30 protein-coding genes and 1 riboswitch are annotated in these 26,652 nt (G+C 41.7%); of the genes, 17 read left to right on the top strand and 13 right to left on the bottom strand.

The window, feature by feature from the left end; translation table 11 throughout:
• Positions 1–17: 17 nt before the first annotated feature.
• Positions 18–1,109 (bottom strand): branched-chain amino acid aminotransferase, encoded by a 1,092-nt coding sequence (locus MHI35_RS17665; protein WP_211062689.1) that lies wholly within the window; start codon positions 1,107–1,109, stop codon positions 18–20.
• A 366-nt stretch (positions 1,110–1,475) separates the two neighbouring features.
• Between MHI35_RS17665 and MHI35_RS17660 the strand changes: the two genes are divergently transcribed.
• The 5 genes from MHI35_RS17660 (at position 1,476) to MHI35_RS17640 (ending at position 7,720) form a co-directional block, all read left to right on the top strand.
• Positions 1,476–2,903: a DUF1565 domain-containing protein gene (locus tag MHI35_RS17660; RefSeq protein ID WP_211062688.1), complete on the top strand. Its 1,428-nt coding sequence runs from the start codon at positions 1,476–1,478 to the stop codon at positions 2,901–2,903.
• Between the two features lie 116 nt (positions 2,904–3,019).
• Positions 3,020–3,129: riboswitch (SAM riboswitch) on the top strand.
• A 169-nt stretch (positions 3,130–3,298) separates the two neighbouring features.
• Positions 3,299–4,417: a sugar ABC transporter substrate-binding protein gene (locus MHI35_RS17655; protein WP_211062687.1), complete on the top strand. Its 1,119-nt coding sequence runs from the start codon at positions 3,299–3,301 to the stop codon at positions 4,415–4,417.
• Between the two features lie 69 nt (positions 4,418–4,486).
• The gene (locus MHI35_RS17650; protein WP_211062686.1) at positions 4,487–5,983 is read left to right on the top strand and encodes a sugar ABC transporter ATP-binding protein; all 1,497 of its coding nucleotides are present in this window, start codon (positions 4,487–4,489) and stop codon (positions 5,981–5,983) included.
• Complete coding sequence (locus MHI35_RS17645) at positions 5,980–6,993, top strand: ABC transporter permease (RefSeq protein ID WP_211062685.1); 1,014 nt, start codon at positions 5,980–5,982, stop codon at positions 6,991–6,993. The genes MHI35_RS17650 and MHI35_RS17645 overlap by 4 nt, the downstream gene beginning before the upstream one ends.
• Before the next feature lie 94 nt (positions 6,994–7,087).
• Positions 7,088–7,720, top strand: coding sequence for a GTP pyrophosphokinase (locus MHI35_RS17640; protein ID WP_065097768.1), 633 nt, complete (start codon positions 7,088–7,090; stop codon positions 7,718–7,720).
• 48 nt (positions 7,721–7,768) lie between these two features.
• On the opposite strand, the gene MHI35_RS17635 is transcribed toward MHI35_RS17640, so the two are convergent.
• Positions 7,769–7,909, bottom strand: a complete 141-nt coding sequence (locus tag MHI35_RS17635; RefSeq protein ID WP_162900864.1) for a hypothetical protein — start codon at positions 7,907–7,909, stop codon at positions 7,769–7,771.
• Between the two features lie 19 nt (positions 7,910–7,928).
• Positions 7,929–9,014 carry a Rap family tetratricopeptide repeat protein gene (locus MHI35_RS17630; RefSeq protein ID WP_144520080.1) on the bottom strand — a complete coding sequence of 362 codons (1,086 nt, stop codon included), beginning with the start codon at positions 9,012–9,014 and terminating at the stop codon, positions 7,929–7,931.
• 528 nt (positions 9,015–9,542) lie between these two features.
• Between MHI35_RS17630 and MHI35_RS17625 the strand changes: the two genes are divergently transcribed.
• The 3 genes from MHI35_RS17625 to MHI35_RS17615 all read left to right on the top strand — a co-directional run bounded on the left by MHI35_RS17625 (position 9,543) and on the right by MHI35_RS17615 (position 11,746).
• Positions 9,543–10,307 carry a transporter substrate-binding domain-containing protein gene (locus MHI35_RS17625; RefSeq protein WP_144520083.1) on the top strand — a complete coding sequence of 255 codons (765 nt, stop codon included), beginning with the start codon at positions 9,543–9,545 and terminating at the stop codon, positions 10,305–10,307.
• Positions 10,308–10,376: 69 nt separating this feature from the next.
• Positions 10,377–11,021: an amino acid ABC transporter permease gene (locus tag MHI35_RS17620; protein ID WP_041816038.1), complete on the top strand. Its 645-nt coding sequence runs from the start codon at positions 10,377–10,379 to the stop codon at positions 11,019–11,021.
• Complete coding sequence (locus MHI35_RS17615) at positions 11,018–11,746, top strand: amino acid ABC transporter ATP-binding protein (protein ID WP_088002532.1); 729 nt, start codon at positions 11,018–11,020, stop codon at positions 11,744–11,746. The genes MHI35_RS17620 and MHI35_RS17615 overlap by 4 nt, the downstream gene beginning before the upstream one ends.
• 81 nt (positions 11,747–11,827) lie before the next feature.
• Here the strand turns inward: MHI35_RS17615 and MHI35_RS17610 are convergent, their stop codons facing one another.
• The gene (locus MHI35_RS17610) at positions 11,828–12,211 is read right to left on the bottom strand and encodes a VOC family protein (RefSeq protein ID WP_012011694.1); all 384 of its coding nucleotides are present in this window, start codon (positions 12,209–12,211) and stop codon (positions 11,828–11,830) included.
• Positions 12,212–12,328: 117 nt separating this feature from the next.
• Here MHI35_RS17610 and MHI35_RS17605 point away from each other — a divergent pair, with 117 nt between their 5' ends.
• Entirely contained in the window at positions 12,329–13,510 is a 1,182-nt protein-coding gene (locus tag MHI35_RS17605) for a class I SAM-dependent rRNA methyltransferase (protein ID WP_335349546.1), read from the top strand.
• A gap of 37 nt (positions 13,511–13,547) precedes the next feature.
• Here the strand turns inward: MHI35_RS17605 and MHI35_RS17600 are convergent, their stop codons facing one another.
• Both MHI35_RS17600 and MHI35_RS17595 read right to left on the bottom strand, forming a co-directional pair.
• Positions 13,548–14,228: a CidB/LrgB family autolysis modulator gene (locus tag MHI35_RS17600; RefSeq protein WP_012011692.1), complete on the bottom strand. Its 681-nt coding sequence runs from the start codon at positions 14,226–14,228 to the stop codon at positions 13,548–13,550.
• Complete coding sequence (locus MHI35_RS17595; protein ID WP_012011691.1) at positions 14,222–14,605, bottom strand: CidA/LrgA family holin-like protein; 384 nt, start codon at positions 14,603–14,605, stop codon at positions 14,222–14,224. Before MHI35_RS17595 ends, MHI35_RS17600 begins: the two co-directional genes overlap by 7 nt.
• 165 nt (positions 14,606–14,770) lie before the next feature.
• On the opposite strand from MHI35_RS17595, the gene cidR reads away from it, so the two are divergent.
• The 4 genes from cidR to MHI35_RS17575 all read left to right on the top strand — a co-directional run bounded on the left by cidR (position 14,771) and on the right by MHI35_RS17575 (position 17,664).
• The gene (gene cidR, locus MHI35_RS17590; protein ID WP_211062682.1) at positions 14,771–15,658 is read left to right on the top strand and encodes a cidABC operon transcriptional activator CidR; all 888 of its coding nucleotides are present in this window, start codon (positions 14,771–14,773) and stop codon (positions 15,656–15,658) included.
• A 17-nt stretch (positions 15,659–15,675) separates the two neighbouring features.
• On the top strand, positions 15,676–16,500 hold the full coding sequence (thiM, locus tag MHI35_RS17585; protein WP_211062681.1) for a hydroxyethylthiazole kinase: 825 nt from the start codon (positions 15,676–15,678) through the stop codon (positions 16,498–16,500).
• Entirely contained in the window at positions 16,487–17,155 is a 669-nt protein-coding gene (gene thiE, locus MHI35_RS17580) for a thiamine phosphate synthase (protein ID WP_211062680.1), read from the top strand. Before thiM ends, thiE begins: the two co-directional genes overlap by 14 nt.
• A 134-nt stretch (positions 17,156–17,289) precedes the next feature.
• Positions 17,290–17,664: a nuclear transport factor 2 family protein gene (locus MHI35_RS17575; protein ID WP_211062679.1), complete on the top strand. Its 375-nt coding sequence runs from the start codon at positions 17,290–17,292 to the stop codon at positions 17,662–17,664.
• A gap of 26 nt (positions 17,665–17,690) precedes the next feature.
• Here MHI35_RS17575 and MHI35_RS17570 read toward each other — a convergent pair whose 3' ends face one another.
• The 6 genes from MHI35_RS17570 to MHI35_RS17545 all read right to left on the bottom strand — a co-directional run bounded on the left by MHI35_RS17570 (position 17,691) and on the right by MHI35_RS17545 (position 22,271).
• Positions 17,691–18,029 (bottom strand): DUF4288 domain-containing protein, encoded by a 339-nt coding sequence (locus MHI35_RS17570; protein ID WP_211062678.1) that lies wholly within the window; start codon positions 18,027–18,029, stop codon positions 17,691–17,693.
• Between the two features lie 492 nt (positions 18,030–18,521).
• Positions 18,522–20,063, bottom strand: coding sequence for a solute symporter family protein (locus MHI35_RS17565; RefSeq protein ID WP_058013379.1), 1,542 nt, complete (start codon positions 20,061–20,063; stop codon positions 18,522–18,524).
• Positions 20,060–20,374, bottom strand: a complete 315-nt coding sequence (locus MHI35_RS17560; protein ID WP_144520101.1) for a DUF485 domain-containing protein — start codon at positions 20,372–20,374, stop codon at positions 20,060–20,062. Before MHI35_RS17560 ends, MHI35_RS17565 begins: the two co-directional genes overlap by 4 nt.
• Positions 20,375–20,481: 107 nt before the next feature.
• Positions 20,482–21,150 (bottom strand): glycosyltransferase family protein, encoded by a 669-nt coding sequence (locus MHI35_RS17555; RefSeq protein ID WP_211062677.1) that lies wholly within the window; start codon positions 21,148–21,150, stop codon positions 20,482–20,484.
• Entirely contained in the window at positions 21,143–21,832 is a 690-nt protein-coding gene (locus MHI35_RS17550; protein ID WP_211062676.1) for a class I SAM-dependent methyltransferase, read from the bottom strand. Before MHI35_RS17550 ends, MHI35_RS17555 begins: the two co-directional genes overlap by 8 nt.
• A gap of 298 nt (positions 21,833–22,130) precedes the next feature.
• Positions 22,131–22,271, bottom strand: coding sequence for an anti-repressor SinI family protein (locus MHI35_RS17545; protein WP_003215413.1), 141 nt, complete (start codon positions 22,269–22,271; stop codon positions 22,131–22,133).
• Positions 22,272–22,727: 456 nt separating this feature from the next.
• Between MHI35_RS17545 and MHI35_RS17540 the strand changes: the two genes are divergently transcribed.
• Entirely contained in the window at positions 22,728–23,111 is a 384-nt protein-coding gene (locus MHI35_RS17540) for a GtrA family protein (RefSeq protein ID WP_180992577.1), read from the top strand.
• 27 nt (positions 23,112–23,138) lie between these two features.
• On the top strand, positions 23,139–23,396 hold the full coding sequence (locus MHI35_RS17535) for a hypothetical protein (protein ID WP_088002509.1): 258 nt from the start codon (positions 23,139–23,141) through the stop codon (positions 23,394–23,396).
• 35 nt (positions 23,397–23,431) lie between these two features.
• On the opposite strand, the gene MHI35_RS17530 is transcribed toward MHI35_RS17535, so the two are convergent.
• Positions 23,432–24,277 (bottom strand): AraC family transcriptional regulator, encoded by an 846-nt coding sequence (locus tag MHI35_RS17530; protein WP_335349547.1) that lies wholly within the window; start codon positions 24,275–24,277, stop codon positions 23,432–23,434.
• A gap of 181 nt (positions 24,278–24,458) precedes the next feature.
• On the opposite strand from MHI35_RS17530, the gene MHI35_RS17525 reads away from it, so the two are divergent.
• Complete coding sequence (locus MHI35_RS17525) at positions 24,459–25,637, top strand: galactokinase (protein ID WP_417894686.1); 1,179 nt, start codon at positions 24,459–24,461, stop codon at positions 25,635–25,637.
• Positions 25,637–26,629 (top strand): UDP-glucose 4-epimerase GalE, encoded by a 993-nt coding sequence (galE, locus tag MHI35_RS17520; protein ID WP_335349549.1) that lies wholly within the window; start codon positions 25,637–25,639, stop codon positions 26,627–26,629. Before MHI35_RS17525 ends, galE begins: the two co-directional genes overlap by 1 nt.
• Positions 26,630–26,652: the final 23 nt, after the last annotated feature.

Below are 26,652 nucleotides of genomic sequence, written 5' to 3'. Positions count from 1 at the left end.
AAGGTTCTTTTACATGATTAAGCTTGTTTGACGACCGAGTCGACTTCTACTGTCCAGCCGAAGATATCTGGTTGTGTTCCTTTTTGAATACCGGTAATGGCTTCATACAATTTCTTCGATACTTCACCTGTTTGACCATCTTGAATCACATATGGCTGATCTTGATAAATTAATTCCCCGACAGGAGAGATAACGGCCGCCGTTCCAGTTCCAAAGATTTCTTCAAGCTCACCTGATTGATGTGCTTCAATTAACTCATCAATCGAAATTTTACGCTCTGTCACTGGAATTCCCCAATGTTTTAATAGCTCAAGTACAGAGTTACGAGTGATGCCTTCTAAAATGCTGCCGTTCAATTCAGGCGTCACGATTTCTCCGTTGATTTTAAAGAAGATATTCATACTCCCGACTTCTTCAATATACTTTTTCTCAACGCCATCAAGCCAAAGAACTTGTGAAAAACCTTTGGTTTCAGCCACTTGCTGTGCCTTAAGGCTTGAGGCGTAGTTTCCAGCTGTTTTGGCATTTCCTGTTCCGCCTTTAACGGCACGGACAAACTCGTTTTCAACGGCAATTTTGACTGGATGGATGCCTTCTTTATAGTAAGATCCCACTGGAGATAGGATAATAAGCAGCTTATACGTGCTTGACGGCGCAACGCCTAAATATGGCTCAGTGGAAATAATGAATGGACGGATATACAAGGAAGTGCCCTCTGCATCAGGTACCCAATCCTTATCAATGCGAATGAGTTCATTTAAGCCCTCTAAAACCGTTTCTGTATCAATTTGCGGTATACACAGGCGGTCATTGGATCTGTTTAAGCGCTCCATGTTCTTTTCCGGACGGAATAAGAGAATTTTCTGATCCTCAGAAACATAAGCCTTCAAGCCTTCAAAAACAGATTGCCCATAATGATAGACCATCGAAGCTGGGTCCATTGGAATAGCCTGATAAGGGATAATTCTTGGATCATACCAGCCTTGATCAATGGAATAATCCATCACAAACATGTGATCTGTGAAGATTTTTCCGAATTCAAGTTGATCAGATTGAGGTTTTGGTTTTTTTGTTGAACTAAGTTCAACGCGGATGGGTTGTTTTGGCATCGTAAATCTCCTTGCTGTTTGATTATTTGAAAATTCTAATAATATGAAATAATTATGATTCTATTCTATACCTTCACAAAATATTAGCAATAGGTTTTCTGGAATTCAGACAAGAAAAATCTGTTAAAGCGCTTTCCTTCTCTCTGCCGTCAGTCTGCCTCAAGTCACCCCTTTTTAATAAAGAAATAAAATCCAAATGCATTATTAACTGATTAATCTGACAATTTAAAAGCGGATAAATTTCCTGTAAGATATTCTTTCAACCATACACCTTTTGACCAGTACATTGCAAGGGGCATTCTCATATTTTAATCCTCTTTTTTTTAACCGATAAAGAAAATAGAAGTGAAAGGAGCAAACAACAGGATGAAACGAGCGATACCAGGTATTTTACTTATTTTATTCATGACCTTAATCAGCTTCGGCTGTCAAGCGATGACGGAGGAGGTTGGCGCTAAGCAAAGCACAGCCTATCACGTAGCGACAAACGGAAACGATAAAAACCCAGGAACGAAGCAAAAACCTTTTCGTACGTTGAAAAAAGCGGCAAGTATGGCGAAAGCTGGGACAACCATTTACGTGAGAGGCGGCACATACAAAGAGAAATTGATTGTCCGCCATTCAGGTACAAAGAAAGCACCAGTTATCTTTCAAGCTTATGGAAAAGAAAAACCTGTTATTAGTGGGGCTTCACTTAAAGGAAATCAAGCAGATGGCGGTCTTGTCACAATCGATCAAAAAAGTTACATTACCCTCAAAGGTCTGACGGTGGGACATCTCAAGACGAATAAAGAAGACCTGACCCCAGTCGGTATTTTCATCAAAGGAAGCGGGAAAGGCGTCAAACTTCTCAACAACCGAGTGTATGACATTCAGACGACACACAAAAATGGGAATGCGCACGGTATTGCGGTCTATGGAACAAAAGCTCCAGCGGCCATTGAAGACATTGAAATCAAAGGAAACACTGTTGAAAAATTAAAGCTTGGCTTCAGTGAAGCGCTTGTGCTCAATGGGAACGTCAACAAGTTTCGTGTGACACATAACACGGTTCGCCACACGGATAATATAGGCATTGATTTAATTGGTTTTGAGAACGTAGCACCTTCTAAAAAGTACGATCAAGTCAGAAATGGTGTTGTATCAAGAAACAAAGTGTACGAGATTACGAGTGTAGGGAATCCAGCCTATGGCAAAGACATCTCCGCTGGTGGCATTTATGTGGATGGCGGGAAGGACATTGTGATTGATCATAACATCACACATCACAATGACCTTGGGATTGAAGTCACAAGTGAACATAAAGGAAAAATGGCAGATCGTATTCGCATTGAACACAATCAAGTGTATTTGAACCGTTATACAGGCATTTCAATTGGCGGTTATGATAAAAAGCGAGGCGGAACAACAAATACGACGATCTCACATAATATTTTATACAAAAATGACACAGCTGGCTTAGAAGGCGGTCAATTGTTGATGCAATATCAAGCCGTGAACAATCGAATCAAGAGCAATATCATGACAGCGAGTGCCTCGCATTACTTAGTAGTGAATCTCTATGGAGTGAATCAAAAAAATACCTTCCAAAAGAACGTATATGATGACCGCAAAGGTGCGAAGGCATCACAGTGGGTATGGCGCGGGAAATGGATGGAAGGCTACAAAACGTATCTCTCTAAAAGCGGTCAAGATAAAGGATCAGCACACCTCAATCCACAATTTGTGAATGAGAAAAAATATGATTTTCGCCTGAAGAAATCATCACCGGCTAAGAAAATCATCGGAAATTAAGCATGTGTGAAACGCAAACGTATTGTTTTAAATTTTCAAAAAAATCATTGACATTGATGTGACATCACATTAAAGTAAAGAAGACATTTCAACGAAAACAAAATTTCATAACGGATCTCTTATCAAGAGAGGCAGAGGGACTGGCCCTATGACGCCCGGCAACCGTTTCTACTATAGAAATTGGTGCTAATTCCTGCAAAGCTGTGACAGCTTTGACAGATAAGAGAGGAAGAATTCCCGATACATGTTTCATGCAACGGTGATCAAGCCTCTCTTTCTAAGAGAGGCTTTTTGTCGTCTCTTTTTCAAAAGGAAGAACAGTTTACTGGCGTCTTCCCACATTTTTACCTAGTTTTCCGATGTGAAAAATAAAAACAACTTGAGGAGGAACAGCAATGAAGCGTAAGTATTTTACATCTAGTCTTATATTATTAACGGTATTGACTGTCCTATTAACAGGCTGCGGCACTGGATCGAGTGCCGGCTCAAAGGCAAATGCGAATGAAAAAGTCTCTTTTGACAATGTACCGAAGCGATTCGCAAAGGGACAGGGAGCAAAAATTAAAGTCATCCGTAAAATCGGCGGAGATGATCATACCGCGCAGTTTTTAGCTGGGACAAAAGCAGAAGGTGAAGCGCTTGGCTTTACGGTTGATGTCTACACCGCAAATGGAGACACAGCGAAGTTCCATGACGCCATCTCTCAGGCGCTGGAAGAAAATTATGATGGCTTTATCATCTCTCATGGGGACGACGAGGCCACTGTCGCTGACGTGAAAAAGATTACGGCGAAGGGTATTCCGGTCGTAGCGTTTGATTCAAATCCTAAACTGAAAGGCATCAAAGGGGTTACAGTGACGTCTCAAGATGACGAACAATTAGCGAAAAAATCACTAGACGCACTCGTGTCTGATTTTAGAGGAAAAGCAAATATTGCGTACCTCTGGGTAGATGGATTCCCGCCAATGGTGAGACGGAACAAGGTTTATCAAGAAACCCTCAAACAACATTCAGGAATCAAGGAACTTGACCGCTTTGGTATTGCCTCCTCTGATACGTCTGTTCAAACACAAAATGCAGTGGCAGCGATGCTAAATAAATATCCAAAGGGTAAACTTGATGCTATTTTTGCCACGTGGGATGCCTTTGCCATTGGCGCAGCAAGAGCGCTAAAGGAAGCAGGAAGAACAGAAGTGAAGATTTATGGGATTGATGTGTCAAATGCTGATCTTCAAGAAATGACAGCAAAAGACAGTCCGTGGAAGTACACAGCAGCAGTTGATCCGAAGCTCATTGGCGCAGTTGACGTGAGAATTCTTGCGAAGAAAATAGCGGGCGAGAAAACCCCATCTTCCTATGACCTTGAGGCCTCTCTCATCTCACAAAAACAGCTTCAACAATCAGGAAAAGCCATCAATATGGTCAATCTTGCAGACGAAGTGAAGGGATTCGGCTCATCAACTGCCTTTGAAGAAGATTGGATGAAGACCTTGAAGAAGCATTATACAAAATAAACGTCGTGCACTCTCTTCTATAGAGGGTGTTTCGTTTTTCAAATGATGATCATGAGAAGGAGGACACCTATGACAGCGCCGCTAGTTTGTATGAAGCATATTTCGATTGAATTCCCAGGAGTAAAAGCGTTAGATCAAGTGAATTTCACATTAGAAAAAGGGACAGTTCATGCACTGATTGGAGCGAATGGTGCTGGGAAGTCCACGTTAATGAAGGTTCTTTCTGGCGCTCATTCCCATTATGAAGGAAGCATCCAAATCAATGGTCAGGCAGCATCAATTCAAACTCCAAAGGATGCGGCCTCATATGGTGTGCAGACGGTTCATCAAGAAGTGGATACAGCTCTCGTTCCTTACTTAAGTGTTGGTGAGAATATGATGATGCATCAGCTTGAGAATAAAACATTTGTCGGCTGGAAAGAGCTACACCGTAAAGCAGCTCAACGATTAAAAGAATTGGACATCGACATCTCCACAAAACGCCTTGTGAGTGATCTGACCCTTGCGGAAAAACAGATGGTGCTCATCGCTAAGGCCGTTTCAACCAAATGCAGCATTTTAATTTTAGATGAACCAACGGCCCCGCTAAGTCATACAGAAACAAACAAGTTATTTTCAATGATTGATCGGCTGAAACAGAATGGAACGGGCATTGTATTTATCTCCCATCGGATGCCTGAAATTTTCACCATTTGTGATGAACTGACAGTGATGCGAAATGGAACCGATGTCGCAGCTCATCTTGTTCAAAATACAAATCCCCAGCAGATCATTGAGGAAATGCTAGGCGCGCCATTAGAGGAGCAATTCCCGCTCCGTACACCTTTGAAAGACGCACCTATTGTCCTTGAAGTGAAGCAGCTAAACGACCAGCATAAATTACGCAACATTCATCTTCATGTGAAAAAGGGAGAAATTCTCGGAATTGCAGGCCTTGTCGGTGCAGGAAAAACGGAATTGTGTAAAGCCCTTTTCGGTGCCTCAGAAAAAACGACAGGAACTGTACAGCTTCATGGTCAAACCGTTCGCATCACATCGCCTCATCAAGCTGTGAGAGCTGGAATGGCCCTTGTGCCAGAAGAAAGAAGAAAGGAAGGGGTTCTGACGGAAGAGAGTGTGGGGTGGAACTTAACAGCAGCAAGTCTTCGTTCATTCTCACGTGTGTTCAGCTTTTTACATCGTTCAAAGGAAAAGCGGAAAGCAGATGAAATCGTCAAACGACTTGGTGTTAAAACCCCGTCTCTTGAAGCAAAGGTGAAGCATCTATCTGGTGGAAATCAACAGAAGATTGCCATCGGAAAATGGCTGCTGGCAGAGGCGGATGTCTATCTCTTTGATGAACCAACTAAAGGTGTTGACGTTGGAGCGAAAAAAGATATTTTCACGCTGATTGCAGAGCTTGCCTCCCGCGGGAAATCTGTGATTTATGCGTCAAGTGAACTGTCGGAGATTACAGGGATCGCAGACCGAGTCTATGTGCTGTATGATGGCAGCATTGCCCGGGAAATGACGGCACCAATGACTGAGGAAGAGCTTTTATATCATTCAACAGGAGGACAATCATGAGTGAACGACAAATTCTAGCCCCTGTACAGCAAACGAAAAAACAGCGGCCATCCTTTCATCTATTTGATTTCTTTTATCGATATGGCACGATCTTAACCATTGTTGTATTGATTGTGGTATTTGCGGCAGCGAATCCAGCGTTTTTACAAACAGGGAATATCATCAATATTTTACGGTCTATCTCGATTGTGACCATAATTGCGGTGGGCCTTACCATCTCATTGGCAGTCAATGGCTTTGATCTATCAGTCGGATCAGTCGCAACGTTATCGAATGCAATCGTGATTTCTATGTTTGTGTGGTTTTCACAAAACCCGCTGATTGCGATCCTCTCTGCGCTAGCGGCTGCCCTTATTGTTGGTTTACTCAATGCCTTCATGATTGTCAAAATGAAAATTCCAGATATGCTCATGACATTAGCCATGATGTTTATCATTCAAGGGCTGGCTCAGACGTATACGAAAGGGGCAACCATTTCTGAAAACATGGTGCTGCCTGACGGTACATTCTCAACGGGTACAATTCCCTCCTTTTTCAGCAAAATCGGACAGGTGCCATATATCATTCTCTTAATGGCAGTGATTGTGCTATTTGCACATATTTTCATGACCTACACAAAGCACGGACGATTCATGTACATCATTGGAGGGAATAAGGAAGCGGCTCGATTGTCCGGTATTCATGTGAATAAATATAAAATCGCGGCATATCTGCTCTCAGCTTTATTTGCAGCAATCGGTGGTATTGTGCTGGCATCGAGGGTAATGACAGCGGAAATAAATGCGGGCACACCTTATTTAATGGATGGCGTAGCGGCAGCTTTTATCGGTTTTTCCGTCATGGGAGCAGGAAAACCAAATGCATTTGGTACTTTTATTGGGGCTGTGCTCATCGGTATTTTGCAAAATGGGCTTGTGATGATGTCTGTCCCTTATTACGCGATGGATATTGTGAAAGGCTCTGTACTCGCGCTTGCGCTAGCGTTGACCTATTACAAACAGCGAGGCTGACGATGTATTTTTTAAAACCTTTCGAGTCTCGTCTCCGTCTAGTAAACGGAAAGCGGTGCAGCCGCCGTTTCCCAAAAGGAGATGACAAAGAGAAATGAATATGTCAGCAACTCATGTAGAAGATTTGAAAAACGTCATGGAAGACTGGAAAAATGAATTATTAGTATATAAATTTGCATTAGATGAAATGGATACGAAGTTTTCAATCATCAGCCAGGAATATAATTTAATCCATGGCCACAATCCAATAGAGCATACAAAATCACGGATCAAATCCTTTGAAAGCATTGTAAATAAATTAGCAAGAAAAGGATGCGACATCACAACACAATGTGCCAAGGAGTATATTCATGATATCGCAGGTGTCCGCATCATCTGCTCCTTTATTCAAGATATCTATAATATTATCGATGTATTGAGGCAAAGAGAGGATCTAAAAATCCTTGAAGTGAAGGATTACATTCAACACCCAAAACCAAATGGCTACAGAAGTCTTCATTTAATTGTGGAGATTCCTGTCTACTTAACGAATCGTGTGGAGCATGTGAAGGTGGAGATTCAGGTGCGGACCATAGCGATGGATTTTTGGGCGAGTCTTGAACATAAAATCTATTATAAACTGCAAAACGATGTTCCTCATCAGCTAACCGATGAACTGAAGGAAGCGGCTGATATAGCCCATTACTTAGATGAAAAAATGCAAAATATTAAACGAGAAATCGATTAGTGCATAAAAAAGAGCAGCTGCGATATTCACAGCTGCTCTTTAACATGTTTAAGGATTGGTACCGCGGTCTCTCTTTTGAATCATATCTTGAGATTGTGCAGATTGGCTGTCTTTTTGGATAGAAGCGCCAATGGAAGCACCTGTTATCAAAAGTGTCAAAACCGCAGTTGTGATAAGCCATTTTTTCATCATACATCACTCCATATTCTTAACAAGTTTTTAAGGATAACGCCTTGTTCCAGAAATAAGTAGATTCTTCATGAAGTCCAAGATCTGTTAAGTAAGCAGCTGCATCCTGACAGATGGCTTCAAGATCAACAAGGAAATTCATAGATTCTAATTGATCACAATAAGACTTGATTTGCTCTATCATGTTGTCTTGCTGAAGCATAAGTGTTTCTAAAATAGATAATTTAAGAGAAATGTTTCGTTGTTTTAAATTTTCTGCTTTTTGAAGTGAAAGCTGTACATAATAGTGGAACAAACCAGGCTTTTTAAGCTTGAATAGTGCTTTTGTGTAGGCATACATAGCAAGTAAGTAGCCGCCTGGAGAAGACGTTTCAAATGTCTCGATCAATAAAGCCTTTTCTAGGAGCGGCACAGCTTCACTGTATTCATTTCTAAGACTTTTAATAAAAGCGGCATTGCAATACGCATGACCAAGTAAATCTGGGTCTTCCATTTGTTCTAGTGAATGAATTACTTCTTCAAATAATGATTCTGCCTCATCATATTTTGATTGATCAGCATAATTCAAAGCGAGCATCATTTGACAGCTGATTGACTTTTTTACATAACATGGGTCTGCGTCATAAATAGATGAAGCCATTTTCAAGTGGTGTATGGAGAGGAGCGTTGATCTGATATTATAGTAAAGACATCCTGTTTTATAATGAAATTCTGCTTTTTCAATGTCATCGTGGACGAGATCTAATTTATCCTCTGCCAATTTCAAAAGGTGAAATGCCGTATCCTGATTGCCTCTGCGCATTTCATACATCCCTTTAAAGAAATAGAAATAGTAGCTGAGCATGTCATCTGTACGGATTGCATTTTCATCAACAAAAAGACTATGATCCAACGAAGCTGTATCTTCGATGAGATCCTTAAAACGGTACTCTAGCAATTGATAGTAAAGTAAGACGTCTTGATTCTCTTCCATGCGATCAAACGCTTGAAGAATCTCTTCCTTTAGCTGGATCGCACCTTGTATTTCTCTTTTTTTCATCATGACATACCAGTCATTTAACATATTCGCTACATCAACGGACGACAAAACACCTGTTTCTGACAATTTATATCCTCCTTTCTTCATCTATCCATCTAGTTCGATTTCCGTTCATCTGAATTCACTTTCCATATTCAGTATCTTCTTATATTTTAAGCGCTCTCTCGCAATTTGTAAAACATGTTTTTTGATGTAAATTCAACCAGTTGTGAAAGAAATAGGGATTAGGTGTCTTTTTGTATACGCTTACATAATTTTAGGTAAAAAGAGGATATTAGAAAAAATATATTACGATATCAATAGAGAGAAGAAGGTCATTTAAGAGTCTGTTTTCGGATGTGATGAAAAACAACGGTTTTCAAGGTGATATCTCATTTTATTGTGAGATTATCTCACATTATGTTTGTGAATTGCTTTTCTTTTAGAATAAAATGAGTTATTCGCAAAAAAGTAAAATTTAAAGAGACTATTGATCTAGGATTGTATGGATCTTTGGTATTGATAAAAAATATCACACACTATAGATTTAGCGTGGTATAGTATTATTGGTATTGCGAATATTTAGACAAAACTGACAATAGGGGGGCGTGTTTTATGAAAAAATCGATGTTACTGATCATGGGACTCATAGTTGTGCTCGTCATGGCAGCCTGTGGATCAAAATCGGACAGCGGTTCGGGAGAAGGCAAAGGCACATATAAAATAGGGATAGACACAACATATCCGCCGTTTGAATTTGAAAAGGGCGGTAAATATCAAGGGATAGACGTAGATCTAATTAACGCCATCGCGAAAGATCAAGACTTCAAAGTGAAACTTGAAGCTATGGACTTCTCAGGCATTATTCCGGCAATGCAGGCAGGCCAGCTTGATGTAGGGATGGGCGGGATGAGTATTACAGATGAGCGTAAGAAGAAGGTAGATTTCTCAGATCCGTACTTCGACGCTGGTTTGACAGTTGTTGTGAAAAAGGACAGCAGCATCAAATCAATTGATGATTTAAAGGGGAAAAAGCTAGCTGTTAAAAATGGGACGACAGGTGCGAAATTTGCATCAGATAACGCAGATAAATATGGGTATGAAGTGGTTCAATTTAATGACAGCCCATCGATGTTCCAAGAAGTTTCAAATGGAAATGCAGATGCCTTAATTGAGGATTATCCTGTCATTACGTATGCAATCGCACAACAGGATTTAAAATTGAAAACAGTTGGAGACCGATTGAATGGAGACAAGTATGGTATCTCTGTCATGAAGGGGAAAAACCAAGACCTATTGAAAAAAATCAATAAAGGTCTAGAGAACCTAAAGAAAAACGGTGAATATGACAAAATTATTGATAAATATTTGAAGTCATAACACTAGCGAGGCGCGCTCCGAGCGCGCTTTCTTTATGATACGCCGTATGTGAATTAGGGAGGGAGAAACATGGACACGATTGTTAATGCATTTCCGTATTTAATGGATGGGTTGCAAACCACTTTATATATCTTTGTTGTTGCCATCATTTTAGGATTTATCATCGGTTTAATCGTGGCATTATTTCGTCTGTCACCTTTTAAAATCTTAAATTTCATCGCACTAGTCTTTGTCAATGCCATTCGAGGCACACCATTTATCGTACAGCTATTCTTCATTTACTTTGGTTTGAATACACTTGAATTCATATCGCTTGATCGAGTGCCGGCAGGGATTATTACAGTAGCGATTAATGCAGGGGCTTATTTCTCAGAAATTATTCGTGCTGGGATTCAGTCCATTGATAAGGGACAAACAGAAGCTGCACGTTCCTTAGGTTTTACAGGGGGACAAAACATGCGTTTTATCGTGCTTCCGCAAGCATTTCGCCGCATGCTTCCAGCAATTACAAACCAAGCCATTATCAGCTTGAAGGATACGTCTCTCTTATCAATTATCGGAATCGCCGATATTATGCAGCGGGGACAAGTACAAGCATCGGCAACATTTGATCCTTTGAATGTCTGGCTCATTGTCGGTATCATTTATTTCGTGATCATTTATTTACTTTCTCTACTGGCTAGCTATGCAGAAAGGAGATTTGATATCAAATGAGTATGATTACGGTGAAAAATTTAAAGAAATCCTTTGGTGATCACGAAGTGTTAAAGGATATAAATGCAGTCATCGAAGAAAAGGAAGTAGTGTGTGTCATTGGACCTTCTGGGTCAGGCAAAAGCACGTTTCTAAGATGTCTCAATAAATTAGAAGATATTACGGCTGGTGAAGTTGTTGTCCACGGACATACGATCACAGATCCAAAGGTGAATATCAATAAAGTACGACAAGAAGTGGGGATGGTGTTTCAGCACTTTAATTTATTTCCTCATAAAACCGTTTTAGAAAACATCACGATCGCACCGGTGAAGGTAAAAGGCACCGACAAGAAGGCGGCAGTCGATAAAGCGATGGACCTGCTTGAAAAGGTTGGCTTAAAAGACAAAGCCAAAAGCTACCCTAACCAATTATCTGGTGGACAAAAACAGCGTGTCGCCATCGCTAGAGCCTTGGCAATGGACCCGAAAGTGTTATTATTTGATGAACCGACATCTGCTCTTGACCCTGAAGTCGTCGGGGATGTATTAGCAGTCATGAAACAATTAGCCGTCGAAGGCATGACGATGATTGTGGTCACACACGAAATGGGCTTTGCGAGAGAGGTTGGAGACCGCGTGATCTTTATGGATGGCGGATATATTGTCGAAGAAGACAAGCCGGAAGCTCTCTTTGGAAACCCGCAGCATGAGCGTACAAAATCATTTCTTAGTAAGGTGTTATAAAAAAAGAGTAAGGGCATATGGATTGCTCTTACTCTTTTTTTATGGGGCATCAAGGGAATCGGCCCCATTTCCTAGGAAATATTAGCGCTGGAAGAATTCGATCCATTCTTGGTCTGGTCCTCTGAAAAAGAAGTAGCAGTATCCATTTGGTAACGTCGTAATTTCTTCATCAATCAATTCAATTTGCAGCTTTTGAATACGATTGAATTCAGCATGAATATTGTCTGTTGTAAAGGCAAGATGGTGTACTTTTCCTTCAGATGGCAGATCGCTACTGTACCCTTGGATGAGCTCAATTTCCGTTTCTGCCTCATCTTTAAAGCCGAGAAATGCAAGCTCAATCACTCCGTTTGTATGAGTGATGCGATCCTTTAATTTCATGCCCACGACTTTTTCATAAAAATCAATGGACGTATCAATATTGGAAACCATAATACCTGTATGATCTAATCGTAATGTCGTCAAAAAAGAGCCTCCTCTATGGTGTGTTGATATTTTTCTCCTCATCTTATCATAATAGAAGTAACGTATACATTCATATGATAGGATAGAGAGAGTCAATTTAGGATAAGGATGACACAAATGAAAAAAATCTCATTAAAACAAACATTTGCAGAACAAGTGAAAAAGGGATATCCGCTCATTTCTAAAGATGCTGTATCGCATGTAAGCAGTGTGAAAGAAGGCGAACTGATTGAATGGGTGGATGAGCGAGGCGCCTTTTTAGGAAAAGGATATTATGGTGTGCAAAATAAAGGGATCGGCTGGGTACTTACTTTTGATGCCAACGAAAAAATAGACCACGCCTTTTTTGTCTCCAAGCTTGAGCAGGCAGCCAAGGGCAGAAAGCATTTATTTCGTGATGCACAGACGACTGCTTTCCGTGTGTTCAACGGAGAGGGAGATGGCATTGGCGGGTTCACGATTGATCATTATGACGGTTTCTATCTTATCCAGTGGTATAGCGAAGGAGTGTATACATTCAAGGCGGAAGTATTGGCTGCACTTGAGCATGTATATCCAGACTATAAAGGCATTTATGAAAAGAAACGATTTGATACGTCGGGACAGTATATAGAAGATGATGATTTTGTAAAGGGAGAGAAAGGTGAATTTCCTCTTATCGTCAAAGAAAATGGCATGAACATAGCGGTTTACTTAAATGATGGTGCGATGACAGGTATTTTTCTTGATCAACGTCATGTGAGAAAAGCAATTCGAGATCGTTATGCAAAAGGAAAGACCGTGCTCAATACTTTTTCTTACACAGGTGCATTCTCTGTAGCAGCAGCACTTGGCGGAGCGAGCCGGACGACAAGTGTAGATGTCGCAAACCGCAGTTTGAAAAAAACATCTGAACAGTTTGAAGTCAACGATCTAGATGTGGACGGGCAAGATATTAAAGTTATGGACGTCTTTAAGTATTTTCCTTTTGCTGCGAAAAAAGGATGGACTTATGATCTTGTCATCTTAGATCCGCCTTCCTTTGCACGCACGAAAAAACACACATTCAGTGCAGCGAAGGACTATAAGAAGCTATTAAAAGAAGCCATCCAAATCACCGCTGAGAACGGCGTCATTGTGGCATCAACGAATAGCAGTGCATTTGGTATGAAGAAATTCAAAGGATTTATTGCGCAGGCCTTTAAAGAATCAGGCCAAACCTATCGTATCCTTGAAGAATATACACTTCCTGAGGATTTCCGTACGACGAAGAATTATCCTGAAGGAAATTATTTAAAGGTTGTCTTCATACAAGCATAATAAAAAAGCCATTTTCCGATAAAGGAAATGGCTTTTTTTATAAGGCAAACGACATGAGGATAGGCGCTGCACATAAAGTAATAATGGCTGAAATAATCATAGATACGCTTGAGATCGTCCCTGAGACGGAGCTCATTTCAAATGCCTTCGATGTTCCTGCCCCGTGTGCACCTGTACCAAGCAAGACGCCCATGGCAATGTCATTATCGATACGGAAATAACGAATGATCATTGGACCGATGATTGACCCAAACAGTGCGGTTAAAATGACGAATACTGCCGTAACGGACGGCATTCCGCCAATCATTTCTGACACGCTCATCGCCACTGGCGTTGTGACCGACCTTGGGACAAGACTTTCAATAAGGCCTGTATCCAAGTGAAACAACTTCGCGATAAATGCCGTAGATAGGATGGCAATGACAGAACCGCAAGCCACATTCAAAATAATTTCCACTGCATGCTTCTTCAGAATGTGAAAATACTTATAGAGGGGAATGGCAAAAGCAACAGTCGCAGGCTGAAGCATATTTGTGAGCCATTTCCCGCCTTGATTGTATGCGTCGTAAGGAATGTTGACGATTAATAGCAAGACAACAAGGACAAGCGGTGTCACAAGTAACGGGGAGACATAAACCTTCGGGTGTCGTTTATACACCGCTTTTGATCCGAGATATAAAAGAACCGTTAAGATCAGAAATAGTACGCCAACTAACATAGTTTTTTTCGCTCCTTTCTTTTCGCAATCATTTGCGTCATGATACCAGTCGAGAGCATGACGACAAAGGTACTCAGTAAGACGACAAGGACAATACTTGTACCAGATTGAGAAAGCAATGTACCATAATCAATAACACCAACGGCCGACGGGATAAAGAATAGCAGCAGTTCTCCGAGCAGCCATACGGCACCAAGTTCAATCCATTTTAATTGAATAATTTTAAAATGAAGTAATAAGAAAATGACCAGAATGCCTAATATCGTGCCCGGAATTCTTAAATGCAAAAAGGCCGCGAGCACATTCATCAATTTCGCAAAAACAAACAAAGCCATAATCTGAAGGACAGCAATCAGCGGCGTTTTGAGCAATTTCACTTTCTGTTCACTCCTTTTTCTAAATAAATTGTTCACTGTTTCACAAAAACATGACAACGTTCCAATTGATTAGCTTACTTTAAAGTGTACAGCACGTTCAGTTATAGGTAAAATACATATATCGAATAAGTAGTATTCCTTTTGTCTATAGGAAGGGTGAGTCATGTGGACATTAGACATTTAACATATTTCTTAGAAGTAGCAAGGTTAAAAAGCTTCACAAAAGCATCACAATCTCTTTATGTGTCGCAGCCTACCATATCCAAGATGGTCAAAAACCTTGAGGATGAGCTAGGGGTACAGTTGTTTTATCGGAATGGCCGGCAGGTTGAAACGACAGATGCTGGACAAACGATGTATACCCAGGCAAGTGAAATTACACAATCATTTCAAAATTTAACGAGCGAGCTAAATGATTTAATGAATGTCAAAAAAGGGCATATTCGCATTGGGCTGCCACCGATGATTGGATCGAGTTTTTTCCCGAATGTCATGGGGGAATTTCGTCAGCAGTATCCAGATGTCACATTTCAATTGGTGGAGCACGGCTCTATTAAAGTAGAGGAAGGGGTCGAAGATGGTTCGTTAGATATTGGTGTCATTGTTCTGCCTGCAAATGATAAAATCTTTCATACGTACACCATTATTAAAGAGGACATGAAGCTCGTGACGCATCCATCACATCCTATGGCAGGTCGAGATAAGGTTGATTTAGCTGATTTAAAGGAAGAGTCTTTTATTTTCTTTCGAGAAGACTTTGTTTTGCATAGCCGGATATTGAATGAATGTATGAATGCGGGCTTTCGGCCCAATGTCATTTATGAAACGTCTCAATGGGATTTCATTAGTGAGATGGTAGCCGAGAACTTGGGAATTGGCCTTCTGCCTGAGCGGATCTGCCGTGATCTCGATCCTGAAAAGGTGAAAGTCATCTCCTTAAATACGTCGATCCCATGGCATTTAGGAGTTATTTGGCGAAAGGATCGCTATTTGTCGTTTGCGGCAAGAGAATGGTTAAAGCATACGAAATCCTATGTATGGGGAGCAGAGTAAAAAGGAGGACGATACGGATGAAAACAAACATTGCATCTCATTTATTGGAGAAGGTTCGAGCGGAAAATCCACTTGTTCATAATATCACCAATCAAGTCGTGACGAACTTTACAGCGAATGGTCTGCTTGCTTTAGGTGCATCGCCAGTCATGGCAAATGCTAAAGAAGAAGTGGCTGAAATGGCGCAATTAGCCGATGCGCTTGTGCTAAATATCGGCACACTGACCAAGGAGACGGTGGAGTCCATGATTCTGGCTGGACAATCTGCCAATAAAAAGGGGATACCTGTTTTATTAGATCCTGTCGGCGTTGGTGCGACAGCGTTTCGAATGAAAGCAGCAAAACAGCTGTTAGAGCAAGTGAACATAACCGTTGTCAGAGGGAACGCTGCCGAAATTGCTTATTTGCTTGAAGTGGATGGCTGGGAGTCAAAAGGCGTGGATGCGAAAGCGGCCAACGGAGATGTATCGGCATTAGTCAAACAAGCGGCGAGAACATTTCAGACCGTTGTGGTGATCACAGGGGAAGTCGATGTAGTGTCAGATGGAGAGGACGTGTTGTCTATTCATAATGGACATGAATGGCTCACCAAGGTGACGGGAACAGGTTGTTTACTGACGTCTGTCATCGGGGCATTTTGTGCAGCAGGTGAAAGGCCGCTTCACGCATCGGCAGCTGCTCTATTGTTTTATGGTGTCGCAGCTGAAAAGGCAGCTCAGTACACCCAGAATAAAGGGCCAGGTACGTTTCAAATGGAATTGCTCAATGCACTCTCACACACAACTGGCAATGATGTGTTGACGCTAGGGAAAATAGGGGGAATGTCACATGACAAAGACTGATCAACAGCAAATCAAACAGCAATTATCGGTTTATTTTATTATGGGAACAGCGAATACAAGCCAGCAACCGCTTGATGTGTTGAAAGAGGCGATTCAAGGCGGAATCACCATGTTTCAATTTCGAGAAAAGGGCGAGGGAGCCTTGCAAGGAGAAGAGAAGAAACAATTGGCTCGTCAACTTCAAGTACTTTGCAAAGAAGCGAATGTTCCGTTTATTGTAAATGATGATGTGCAACTAGCGATAGATCTGGATGCAGATGGCGTACATGTTGGACAGGAAGATACAAATGCAGAAGACGTCAGACAAAAAATCGGGAATAAAATATTAGGTGTATCTACGCATAACCTAGACGAAGTGAAACAAGCCATGAAGGATGGTGCAGATTATGTCGGCATGGGTCCAGTTTATCCAACAGAAACGAAAAAGGATACACGCAGTGTCCAAGGAGTCTCATTGATCACTGAAGTGCGTCACCATGGTCTTCATATTCCGATTGTTGGCATCGGGGGTATCGCATACGATAATGCAGCACCAGTCATACAAGCAGGGGCAGATGGGATCAGCATCATCAGCGCCATTAGCAAGAGCGCTGATCCTAAGAAAGCAGCAGAAGAATTAAGAGCACTTGTTACATCAGAAAAAGCATTACTTTAATGTGGAAGAGACATGGATTGACTCAATTCATGTCTTTTCTGATTTCGGGGAAAATAGACAGGTGAGAAACAATTGTGTACAATCAAATTGTTCGATTTTTATCGAAATGACAGGTAAATAAAGGAGAATGAACAATGGAAGTGCTCGATACGTATTTTCGCCGCTACGATGAAGCTGGAAAAGGGCAGAAGCAAATGGATGAATTGCTCGCATTGTTTTCTGACGATGTCATGATTGTCTTAAATGGTGCAGAGAAGCGTGGTATCCAAGCGTTTACACAGTTTTTAAACACATTTTTCCACGTGCATGAAGACATTAAACATATGTGGGATGGATGGAAAAAAAGAGAAGATGGCAAGTATGAAACCAACTGGGCCGTTTGTGGAAAACTTTCGGATGGCCGTGTTTATACAGCAGAAGGAATTGACATTGCAGAACTAGACGACAAAGGAAAGATCGTTTATTTAGAAAACGTTCCGAAAAATCCAGAGTTATTTCAGCGTTATTAAAAAGCCGGCTCATCAGCCGGCTTTTTTTATTTGTCTAAAGAATAAGCCTCGATGGCTTCTTTCGCCGATGTTTCTTTATCAAAAATAAGGTGGCGGCTGTACACTTCACTTAAATGCAGCGATTCTTGATCTAAGTGATCTACAAGCTCAAAGACATCTAATATGGCTGCTAATTTTATGGTCGTTTGTCCACCTGCAGCATTCTCAAAGGTTTCTTCTGGAAAGCTTTTTTTGACGATATCTTTTACTTTGCGATGGTTTTTTGCTCGCACCAAAATGATTCGTTCTTCAAATATTTTATCGGGCATATTGCTTGGTGATGAGATGGATTCAAATAATAACTTGGCAGAATATAGCTGGCGCATAAGTCATGTCACTTCTTTCTTTCAGCTTTTCATTGTACACGCGTGAAATAATTTCCAATATGTGACTAAAATGATAACATATGAATGACGTAGTGTAGGAGAATTAGATCTATAACGGGGGGATAGGCATGAAGAAAGTGATTGATAACAGAGGAGAAACGCATGAAATTTTGTTGATCATCGTCACCTTATGCTCTCTTATCACGTGTAGAAAATTTGCGAGATTAGAAAAGTATAAAGAAAAGTTGAAGGGTCAATTTATACCTTACTAAGAAAAAGAAGAACACAAAAAAGCCAGCTTCCAGCGTGTAGACAAACCCTCGCATTCGGTGTCAGTCCTGCGTGCTGGTGCTCACGAATGTCAAATTCGCTCCGCGCCAGTACTCGTCCTTCCTAGGGTTGCAAAGGTTTTCTATCACGCTGAAAAGAAGACAAAGGGCTAAAATCAAGATCATTTTAGCCCTTAGTCAACAATCTGAAGCCGGCTTTTCCTTATGAATCAGTATCCATATGCATCCCTGTATGTGCCTTTACTTGAATTTCCGTAAAGGTGTCTTCATCTGCTTTTTCAGAGGAGAAAATCGTACCTAAGTAAGCGGCAAGGAATCCGAGCGGGATCGAGATAATGCCAGGGTTTGACAGCGGGATGAGCGGATCTCCTGTAAAGATGGCTGCTCCCGATGGGTCCCAGACGCTTGGGCTGAGCGAGACGATGATCAGTGCGCTCAGCAGACCTACTAAGCTCCCTGCAATGGCACCCGTAGAATTAAATCGTTTCCAAAAGACAGTGAAGATAATCAATGGTAAATTTGCACTTGCTGCCACTGCGAAGGCAAGTGACACAAGGAAAGCAACGTTTAACGATTGGGCAAATAATGCGAGAATAATAGAAAGAATGGCCACGCCGATAGAAGCAAAGCGTGCGGCCTTCACCTGTTCACGTTCACTCGCTTTCCCTTTGCGAATAATCTGACTATAAAAGTCATGCGCAAAGGCAGACGCGGCGGATAGGACGAGACCAGTTACCACCGCCAAAATGGTCGCAAAGGCAATAGCGGAAACAAAGGCAAATAATAGATCTCCTCCAAGGGCTTGGGCGAGCAGTGGGGCGGCCATATTTCCTGCTGCATCTGCTGCTGTGATCGCGTCTGTTCCAACGAAGGCAGCTGCACCGAAGCCAAGGAAAACCGTCATTAAATAAAAAATACCGATGATCCACGTAGCGGATAGAACAGATTTACGCGCAGAAATGGCATCCTTCACTGTATAAAATCGGATCAAAATGTGCGGCAAACCTGCTGTCCCAAGCACTAAAGCAAGGTTCAAAGACAAGGTCTCTAAAGGCACATCATATTTATTTCCCGGGTGAAGAAATGCCCCACCGAGCGGGGTTGCTGTTTTCATCTCCTCAAACATTTTGAGCAGGCTAAAATCAAACTTTGCAAATACAAGCAGTGAAATAATCAGTGTCCCAAGCATGAGAAGTACAGCCTTTGTGATCTGTACCCAGCTAGTTGCGATCATGCCGCCAAACACGACATAAATGGTCATCAAGACACCTACGATTAGCACTGCAATCCAGTAATCAATGCCAAGAAGCAGTTTGATTAATGCACCTGCCCCAACAAGCTGTGCAATCATATAAAAAGTAGAGACTGTGATTGTGTTAAACGCAGCAACCCCTCGAATGGCAGGACGCTTAAATCGTGCAGCAATCATATCAGCCATCGTATATTTACCTAGATTTCGAAGCGGTTCGGCCACAACGTAAAGAACGACAAGATACGCCACGAGAAAGCCAATGCTATAGAAAAAGCCGTCAAATCCATTCAAAGCGATCATTCCAGCGATTCCTAAAAATGATGCAGCAGACATATAGTCTCCGGCGATGGCAAGTCCGTTCTGAAACCCAGTCAGACCTCCACCTGCTGTGTAAAAGTCGCTCGCATTGCTCGTTTTTTTCGCAGCAAAATACGTGATGACCAATGTGAGACCTACGATCGCTATGAATAAAATAAAAGCGGTCATGCTCATTCGTCATCACCTCTTGATTCATTTTTTAAAGCGCTTACATATTTGTCGAACTGAGCTGCTTTCCTCGCATAAAGTCCACATAATACCCAAGTCATGACAAATTGTGTGAGGGCGAATAACCACGCCCATGAAATCGCGCCAATTGCCGGCGTGTTCAAAAAGGTGAAGTAGGATGTAGCAACCGGAAGTGAAAAGTAAAAGAGAAAAAAGAAAATCGTCATCGGTACGATAAATCTGCGTTTTTCCTCGAGAAGTTTTCGAAAATCCTCTGAAGCGGCAACCTTCTTATAGTGAACTTTTTTGTCTGCCATTGTTTCCTCCTTTGTACGAATTAGGGACAAGGTACTCCAATGCATATGAGACGATCTGGTTGTTTATGACAGTATATCATAAAAAAGGCACCCAAAAAGGGTGCTTTCTATCGATAATTTGCAAGAAATGTTTGTCTCGCTTTTTCATACGCTTCCGCATCAAAATGATCTCCGCATTTGTGGATGCACCAAGGCTCTTCTTGCCTTGCAATGCCAACCTCATAGCCTTGTTGCATGAATTCAAAGGATTGCGAAACATCATAAAAATGAAAGCCATCAAAGAGATCCTCACGCCACTTTACATCATACTGCGTCGCCATAAAAAGACCATCAATCGCCGAAGCGTTCATATAATTTTGCGCTTCGGCCTGTTGACGACCATTTTCAAATGAAAGCAGTTGATAGGTGTCGTGACGGTATTCAATGACTTTCCCCCTGCAATCAGAACTCTCCCACCAGATCCCATTGTCAGGCACGCTTTCTGCACCTATGACCCCAACCATCCCAAGTGATGGATGCTGTAAAAAAAGCGGGATCAACTCAAGAAGCATATGCTGTTTGACAATCAATGTATCTTGATGAAGATAAATTTTAAACTGAGCTGGATGAGTGATGGCTTCATTATAAGCAGAGGTCATACTGGATGCATGTCTAATCGGCAAAACCTCCACATGATATCCATGGGGAGCGGGAAGTGAAGCGAGCTGCCGAAAGCAAGCCTGAAACATAGACTCATCATTTACACATAAAACAAACAGGATGGTGGGGTTACTCATGAAGCTGAACCGCCTCAACCACATACTGATAGGCGGTAGCGGCCTCATGAAAATCTGAACGAATGCCATGCTTCATGAGTAATTCATGTAAATCACTCATCACGCTCTCATAGGAAGGATGCTGTACACGAATGGTTTCAAGTTCACGAATACGAAAGCCTGCTGAATGAAAGAGTGCATGAATTTCATGAAGAGTAAAGAAACGCAAATGAGTTTGATCCATTAATCCTGCATCTGTATAAGTGAATCTGCCGGCTAATAATTCTAAAACGGTTGATATGTGACCGATATTCGGAATGGATGACAGGATGGCTCCTTCTTTTTTTAGGAAAGGTTTGACCTTCTTTAAAACGGCCCACGGGTCCAATAAATGTTCAAGGACATCTCCGAAAATGATGCAGTCAAATTGTTCCTGTTCGTAAGGGAGCGTCATCTGTTCAATATTTCCGCATAGCACATGATCTAGCTCTTGCTCAGCCTCTTTTGCTGCATCTTCAAACGATTCAATTCCATAAATGGTCCGGTCCTTTTGTTTCAGGACTTTTCCAAGCTTGCCTGTGCCGCATCCGATATCCAATAAAGACGTCCATTCCGCGCGGATACGGCTGACAATGACCGGGTTCACGCCATGATAATACTGATCCTTTTTTTGGTGATAATAGGAAAGGGAATCTGAACTCACGCTCTACCCACCTTTCTGCTTTCTCATTGTTTTCATGCTTAATATATGGGTGGGGAGCTTGGTTTTATAACGAGAGAAGGACAATTTTCATGAATGGTGGCTAAAAAGGGATCATATAAAGAACGGGAAACGGACTGTCCTCCTAATATAGAAAGACAGAACCCCATGAGTGGAAGGGATTGGTATGAAGGGGTGTTCTACTGTAGCGTATCGTCATGAAAGGATTTTTAAAAGGTCAATTGACAAGTCAGAACTTTTAGCCAAAGCAGTCTGAAAGACAAAGGATAACGGCGTTGATTTACGGTTTGTTTATCATCTTCTGATCACCGTTGGATGTTAAAAAAGCTTGTATTTCTTCGATGGCTAGTCCAATTTTTTTCGCTTCCTGAATCAAATAAACCCACTCTTCGTCAACTCTTCTTTTCACTTGCGTATCCATAATATCCTCCAGTTCAATAAGACATATTCATCTGCAACCAATGACTTGAACAAACCGTCTAGTAACTGTACGTGTGGATGAAAACAGCGCAAAATAGATTTTGTCGAAAAATGATGACATTTAACCTATTTTGTAAAATCTATCACCTACCACGCTCCTAAAAAAATGACTAAAAAACCCATAATTATTGATTTCTTACTTCTAATAATAAACAATTGTACAGTCAGTTAAAAGATTATAAATTAAAATAATGAAAAAGACCTAAATCATTTGGCTTATATAAACCGATTAGGTTGACATTTGCCATCGAGTAGAACAAATTTCATCTGTGCAGGACGTACATATTGTTCGTTTGGGAAGTTCTTCTCAAGATGGTATTCTAAAAGAAACAGAAACCACCAAGAAGGAATGAAGAAAGACATGTATAGCCTTTTTCAAAAGTATCAAGAAGTTGTCATGTATCTTGTGATGGGGGTGTGTACAACCATCGTCAATATCGTCAGCTTCTACTTATTCGTTGAGATGTTTTCCATGGATTATAAAACAGCTACAGTTGTTTCATGGGTATTTGCTGTTCTCTTTGCCTATATCACCAATAAGAAGTATGTCTTCAAGCAAAAGGCTCGTGATACGAAAAGCCTTATGCGTGAGCTTTCTTCATTTTTTAGTGTTCGTCTCATGTCTCTAGGTGTCGATCTGGGACTGATGATTTTATTTGTGAGCCAACTGGCGCTTAATGAAACGGTCGCAAAAATTCTTGTCAACTTTGTGATTGTGGTCGTGAATTATGTCGCCAGTAAATGGTTCGTCTTCAAGAAAACAAAAGAAGATGCGATTTAACACATGAAAAAAGATAGGTGATGTGAAATGAGCAGCAGGCCAGACGAATTATATGACGTCATATATCAGCAAACAGAAAAGCAGCATGAACAAGTGTTGAGGCTAGTCAAAGAAATGACCGCACATCCAGAAGCGTTTTCGGAACAAGAAAAGGAAAAGATCAACCGAATGGACATTGCGCTTCAAACAGCAACGGACATTTTGGAAAACTTAATGACACCTGACACGCAAATGTCCATTGTTTTAAGACAAGGGAGAATTCATGTTGACCTGACGAAAGCGTAAAAGAAGCAGCCAATTGTGAAAGCGGCTGCTTTTTATTATGCATCGCTTGTTTCCCGCAGTTGCTTTGGAGACATGCCGATTTTCTTTCGAAAGACTTTATTCAAGTAATTCGCATTTCTATAGCCGCACTGTATGGCGATTTCTTCAATCGAGTATTTTGTTGTTTTCAATAACGTTTCCGCCTTTTCTAACCGAATATTGGTTAGGTAGTGAATAGGTGTGAAGCCAGTGGCCTTTTTGAATTCTCTCGTAAAATGACTTTTGGATAAACGTGCCGCAGCTGCCATATCGTCTGGGCCAATTTCCTCGTGAAAATGATGGCTGGCAAACAAGGACGCTTGAACGATGGGCTCGGGCCATTTCTCCATTTGTCCCTCAAGCTTTGGCAAATATGAATACAGTTCCATGACAAATTGATAAGCAAGGCTAGACCCCTCAAATGGATTGGTAATCCGTCTTTCACTGGCTTCATCATAAATGGTCTTGAGCAGGCGGATCGGTCTGGAATTCGGATGAAAACGCATGACCTGCTTTCCTTGGTCAATAAATTGGTCAAAGCAAAGATCGCAGGCTTCCCCGTAAAGCGTTAAATAGAGAAATTCCCAATGCTCACTGTCTTCTGGAAAATAATATTGGTAGGCACTAGGGCTTTTCACGAGAAAGGCCTGACCCGGCAATACTTTGAAACGTTTCTCTCCGATTTCAATCATGCCATGTCCAGACAGTGTGAGCTGAAAAATGCACTTGCCCTGATCCTTCCGCTCCACGCCATTCCAGCTATATAACGAAGAAGATTGAACTTCCCAGCCAACAGACCAGATTTGTGCCGGCAATGTCACATCAGAATGGTGAAAACGAAATGCAAATGCTTCTTTCTTCAAATTGGAAACCCTCCTTCACAGCAAAAAACAACCTTTTTCTATTTAGAATCATGTTACACCTCATATCACATCGTACCATTCACAGCAAAAAAAGGGTATTTTTTAACGATTTTTTTACCATTGAACTGATGCTTCTGGGACAACTAAAATAAAGGTATCAGAAGAGAAAAGGGGAATGGATATGATCGATACGTTACGCGCGGCATTTCACCAGCAATTTGGAGATAGAGAAGCACTTCGCTATTTTTTTGCCCCAGGAAGAGTGAACTTGATTGGTGAACATACAGATTACAATGGAGGACATGTGTTTCCGTGCGCGCTTACTCTCGGGACGTATGCTGCTTGTGCAAAACGTTCAGATGGCCGCGTAAGAATGTATTCCTTGAACTTTGAAGGCGAAGGTATGAAAGAATTCAATCTTTTTGAAATCGCTTACGTAGAATCGGACGGCTGGGCAAATTATCCGAAGGGCGTGTTCAAACAGTTTATAGAAGCAGGAATGAAGATAGAAGAAGGCTTTGACATTGTGTATGGCGGTAATATTCCAAATGGCGCAGGTCTGTCTTCCTCTGCCTCCATAGAGCTTGTCACTGCTGTTCTCATCAATGAGTGGCATTCATTCAGCGTTTCAAATGTCCAACTTGCCCTCCTTTCTCAGCGTGCAGAGAATGAATTTATTGGTGTCAATTGCGGGATCATGGATCAGTTTTCGATTGCCCTTGGAAAAGAAGATCATGCCATTTTGCTCAATTGTGACACCCTTGCCTTTGAATATAGTCCGTTTCGACAAGAAGGACTTGCGCTTGTCATCGCCAATACAAACAAAAAGCGGGCACTGGCTGATTCCAAATACAATGAGCGCCGGGCAGAGTGTCAATCCGCTTTAAATGATCTTCAGAAAGAAATCGACATTGCCCACTTATGTGAGCTCAATGCGGATGAATTTGCAGGGGTTGCCCACTTGATTGAAGATGACATTTGCCGCAAACGGGCAAGACATGTCGTGACGGAAAACGAGCGGACGATGAAAGCAGTAAATTTTCTGAAAGATGATAAAATGGAAGAACTAGGTGGGCTCATGAAGGCTTCTCATCTTTCTTTAAAGAATGATTATGAAGTAACGGGACTTGAACTAGATGCACTGGCTGAAGCCGCTTGGCTGCACCCGGGGACGATTGGTTCCCGTATGACAGGTGCAGGCTTTGGCGGATGTACGATCAGCATCGTGAAAGAAGAGCTGCTCGATTCATTTATAGAAGAAACTGGTGCGCTATATCAAGAGAAAACAGGTATTCAAGCCTCTTTTTACACAGCTGGAATTGGAGGCGGCGCAAGAGAACTTACAAAGGGGGAAGTGTGATGACGATTTTAGTTTGTGGAGGAGCAGGGTACATAGGCAGTCATGCAGTGGCGGCTCTTCTAGCGAAAGGCGAACGAGTAGTGGTAGTGGATAATTTTCAGACAGGCCACAAAGAAGCTGTTTTGGAAGGAGCTGTCTTAGAGGAGGGGGATTTACGAGATCACGCTTTTTTAAGACAGGTGTTCAAAACGCATCCAATAGAAGCAGTCATGCACTTTGCGGCAGATTCACTTGTTGGGGAGAGCGTAATAGACCCGCTTAAGTACTATGACAATAACGTCGGTGGAGCAACTGCTTTACTACAAGTCATGAATGAATTTGATGTGAAACACATCGTCTTTTCTTCCACTGCTGCTGCATACGGTGAACCGAAGCGGGTACCGATCGTTGAAACGGATGAAACGAACCCAACAAATCCTTATGGAGAAACGAAACTAGCGATTGAAAAAATGCTGAAGTGGTCTGAAGAAGCGTATGGAATAGAATACGTGGTACTTCGCTACTTTAATGTAGCTGGTGCCCATACAGAAGGACTTGTCGGAGAGGATCATCAGCCTGAGACACATCTCATTCCAATTATTTTGCAAGTTGCTTTAGGAAAACGGGATCAAATCATGATTTATGGTGATGATTATGAGACAGAGGATGGCACGTGTATTAGAGATTACATTCATGTGATGGACTTAGTAGAAGCACACATTTTAGCCGTTGACCGCCTGCGTGCTGAAAAAGGCAGTGCGACGTACAACTTAGGGAATGGAACAGGGTTCTCCGTGAAGCAGGTCGTAGAAGCCGTCAGAAAAGTCACGGGGCATGCGATCCCAGCACAAGTGACAAAAAGACGCGCTGGAGATCCAGCAAAGCTGATTGCTTCTTCTGAAAAAGCGCTGCATGAATTGGGATGGACACTTCAATATGCTGACCTTCACACGATCATTCAAAGTGCGTGGGATTGGTTCCAAAAGCATCCAGATGGCTATCAAAGTGAATAAAACGTAAAGGCAGGCAAGAGAGG

This window comes from Bacillus sp. FSL K6-3459, assembly GCF_038003305.1.
GTDB classification, from domain to species: Bacteria; Bacillota; Bacilli; order Bacillales; family Bacillaceae; genus Bacillus; species Bacillus pumilus_O.
This window is presented reverse-complemented; position numbering and strand designations above follow the sequence as displayed.

Coding starts and splice junctions, on each gene's coding strand:
- MHI35_RS17665 (WP_211062689.1), bottom strand. CDS start 1,109: ATGCCAAAACAACCCATCCGCGTTGAACTTAGTTCAACAAAAAAACCA.
- MHI35_RS17615 (WP_088002532.1), top strand. CDS start 11,018: ATGAGTATGATTACGGTGAAAAATTTAAAGAAATCCTTTGGTGATCAC.
- MHI35_RS17525 (WP_417894686.1), top strand. CDS start 24,459: ATGATCGATACGTTACGCGCGGCATTTCACCAGCAATTTGGAGATAGA.
- MHI35_RS17605 (WP_335349546.1), top strand. CDS start 12,329: ATGAAAAAAATCTCATTAAAACAAACATTTGCAGAACAAGTGAAAAAG.
- MHI35_RS17645 (WP_211062685.1), top strand. CDS start 5,980: ATGAGTGAACGACAAATTCTAGCCCCTGTACAGCAAACGAAAAAACAG.
- MHI35_RS17620 (WP_041816038.1), top strand. CDS start 10,377: ATGGACACGATTGTTAATGCATTTCCGTATTTAATGGATGGGTTGCAA.
- MHI35_RS17535 (WP_088002509.1), top strand. CDS start 23,139: ATGAGCAGCAGGCCAGACGAATTATATGACGTCATATATCAGCAAACA.
- MHI35_RS17640 (WP_065097768.1), top strand. CDS start 7,088: ATGAATATGTCAGCAACTCATGTAGAAGATTTGAAAAACGTCATGGAA.
- MHI35_RS17600 (WP_012011692.1), bottom strand. CDS start 14,228: ATGTTAGTTGGCGTACTATTTCTGATCTTAACGGTTCTTTTATATCTC.
- galE (WP_335349549.1), top strand. CDS start 25,637: ATGACGATTTTAGTTTGTGGAGGAGCAGGGTACATAGGCAGTCATGCA.
- MHI35_RS17655 (WP_211062687.1), top strand. CDS start 3,299: ATGAAGCGTAAGTATTTTACATCTAGTCTTATATTATTAACGGTATTG.
- MHI35_RS17625 (WP_144520083.1), top strand. CDS start 9,543: ATGAAAAAATCGATGTTACTGATCATGGGACTCATAGTTGTGCTCGTC.
- thiM (WP_211062681.1), top strand. CDS start 15,676: ATGAAAACAAACATTGCATCTCATTTATTGGAGAAGGTTCGAGCGGAA.
- MHI35_RS17650 (WP_211062686.1), top strand. CDS start 4,487: ATGACAGCGCCGCTAGTTTGTATGAAGCATATTTCGATTGAATTCCCA.
- MHI35_RS17540 (WP_180992577.1), top strand. CDS start 22,728: ATGTATCTTGTGATGGGGGTGTGTACAACCATCGTCAATATCGTCAGC.
- MHI35_RS17555 (WP_211062677.1), bottom strand. CDS start 21,150: ATGAGTAACCCCACCATCCTGTTTGTTTTATGTGTAAATGATGAGTCT.
- MHI35_RS17545 (WP_003215413.1), bottom strand. CDS start 22,271: ATGGATACGCAAGTGAAAAGAAGAGTTGACGAAGAGTGGGTTTATTTG.
- thiE (WP_211062680.1), top strand. CDS start 16,487: ATGACAAAGACTGATCAACAGCAAATCAAACAGCAATTATCGGTTTAT.
- MHI35_RS17660 (WP_211062688.1), top strand. CDS start 1,476: ATGAAACGAGCGATACCAGGTATTTTACTTATTTTATTCATGACCTTA.
- MHI35_RS17570 (WP_211062678.1), bottom strand. CDS start 18,029: ATGCGCCAGCTATATTCTGCCAAGTTATTATTTGAATCCATCTCATCA.
- MHI35_RS17560 (WP_144520101.1), bottom strand. CDS start 20,374: ATGGCAGACAAAAAAGTTCACTATAAGAAGGTTGCCGCTTCAGAGGAT.
- MHI35_RS17635 (WP_162900864.1), bottom strand. CDS start 7,909: ATGAAAAAATGGCTTATCACAACTGCGGTTTTGACACTTTTGATAACA.
- MHI35_RS17575 (WP_211062679.1), top strand. CDS start 17,290: ATGGAAGTGCTCGATACGTATTTTCGCCGCTACGATGAAGCTGGAAAA.
- MHI35_RS17565 (WP_058013379.1), bottom strand. CDS start 20,063: ATGAGCATGACCGCTTTTATTTTATTCATAGCGATCGTAGGTCTCACA.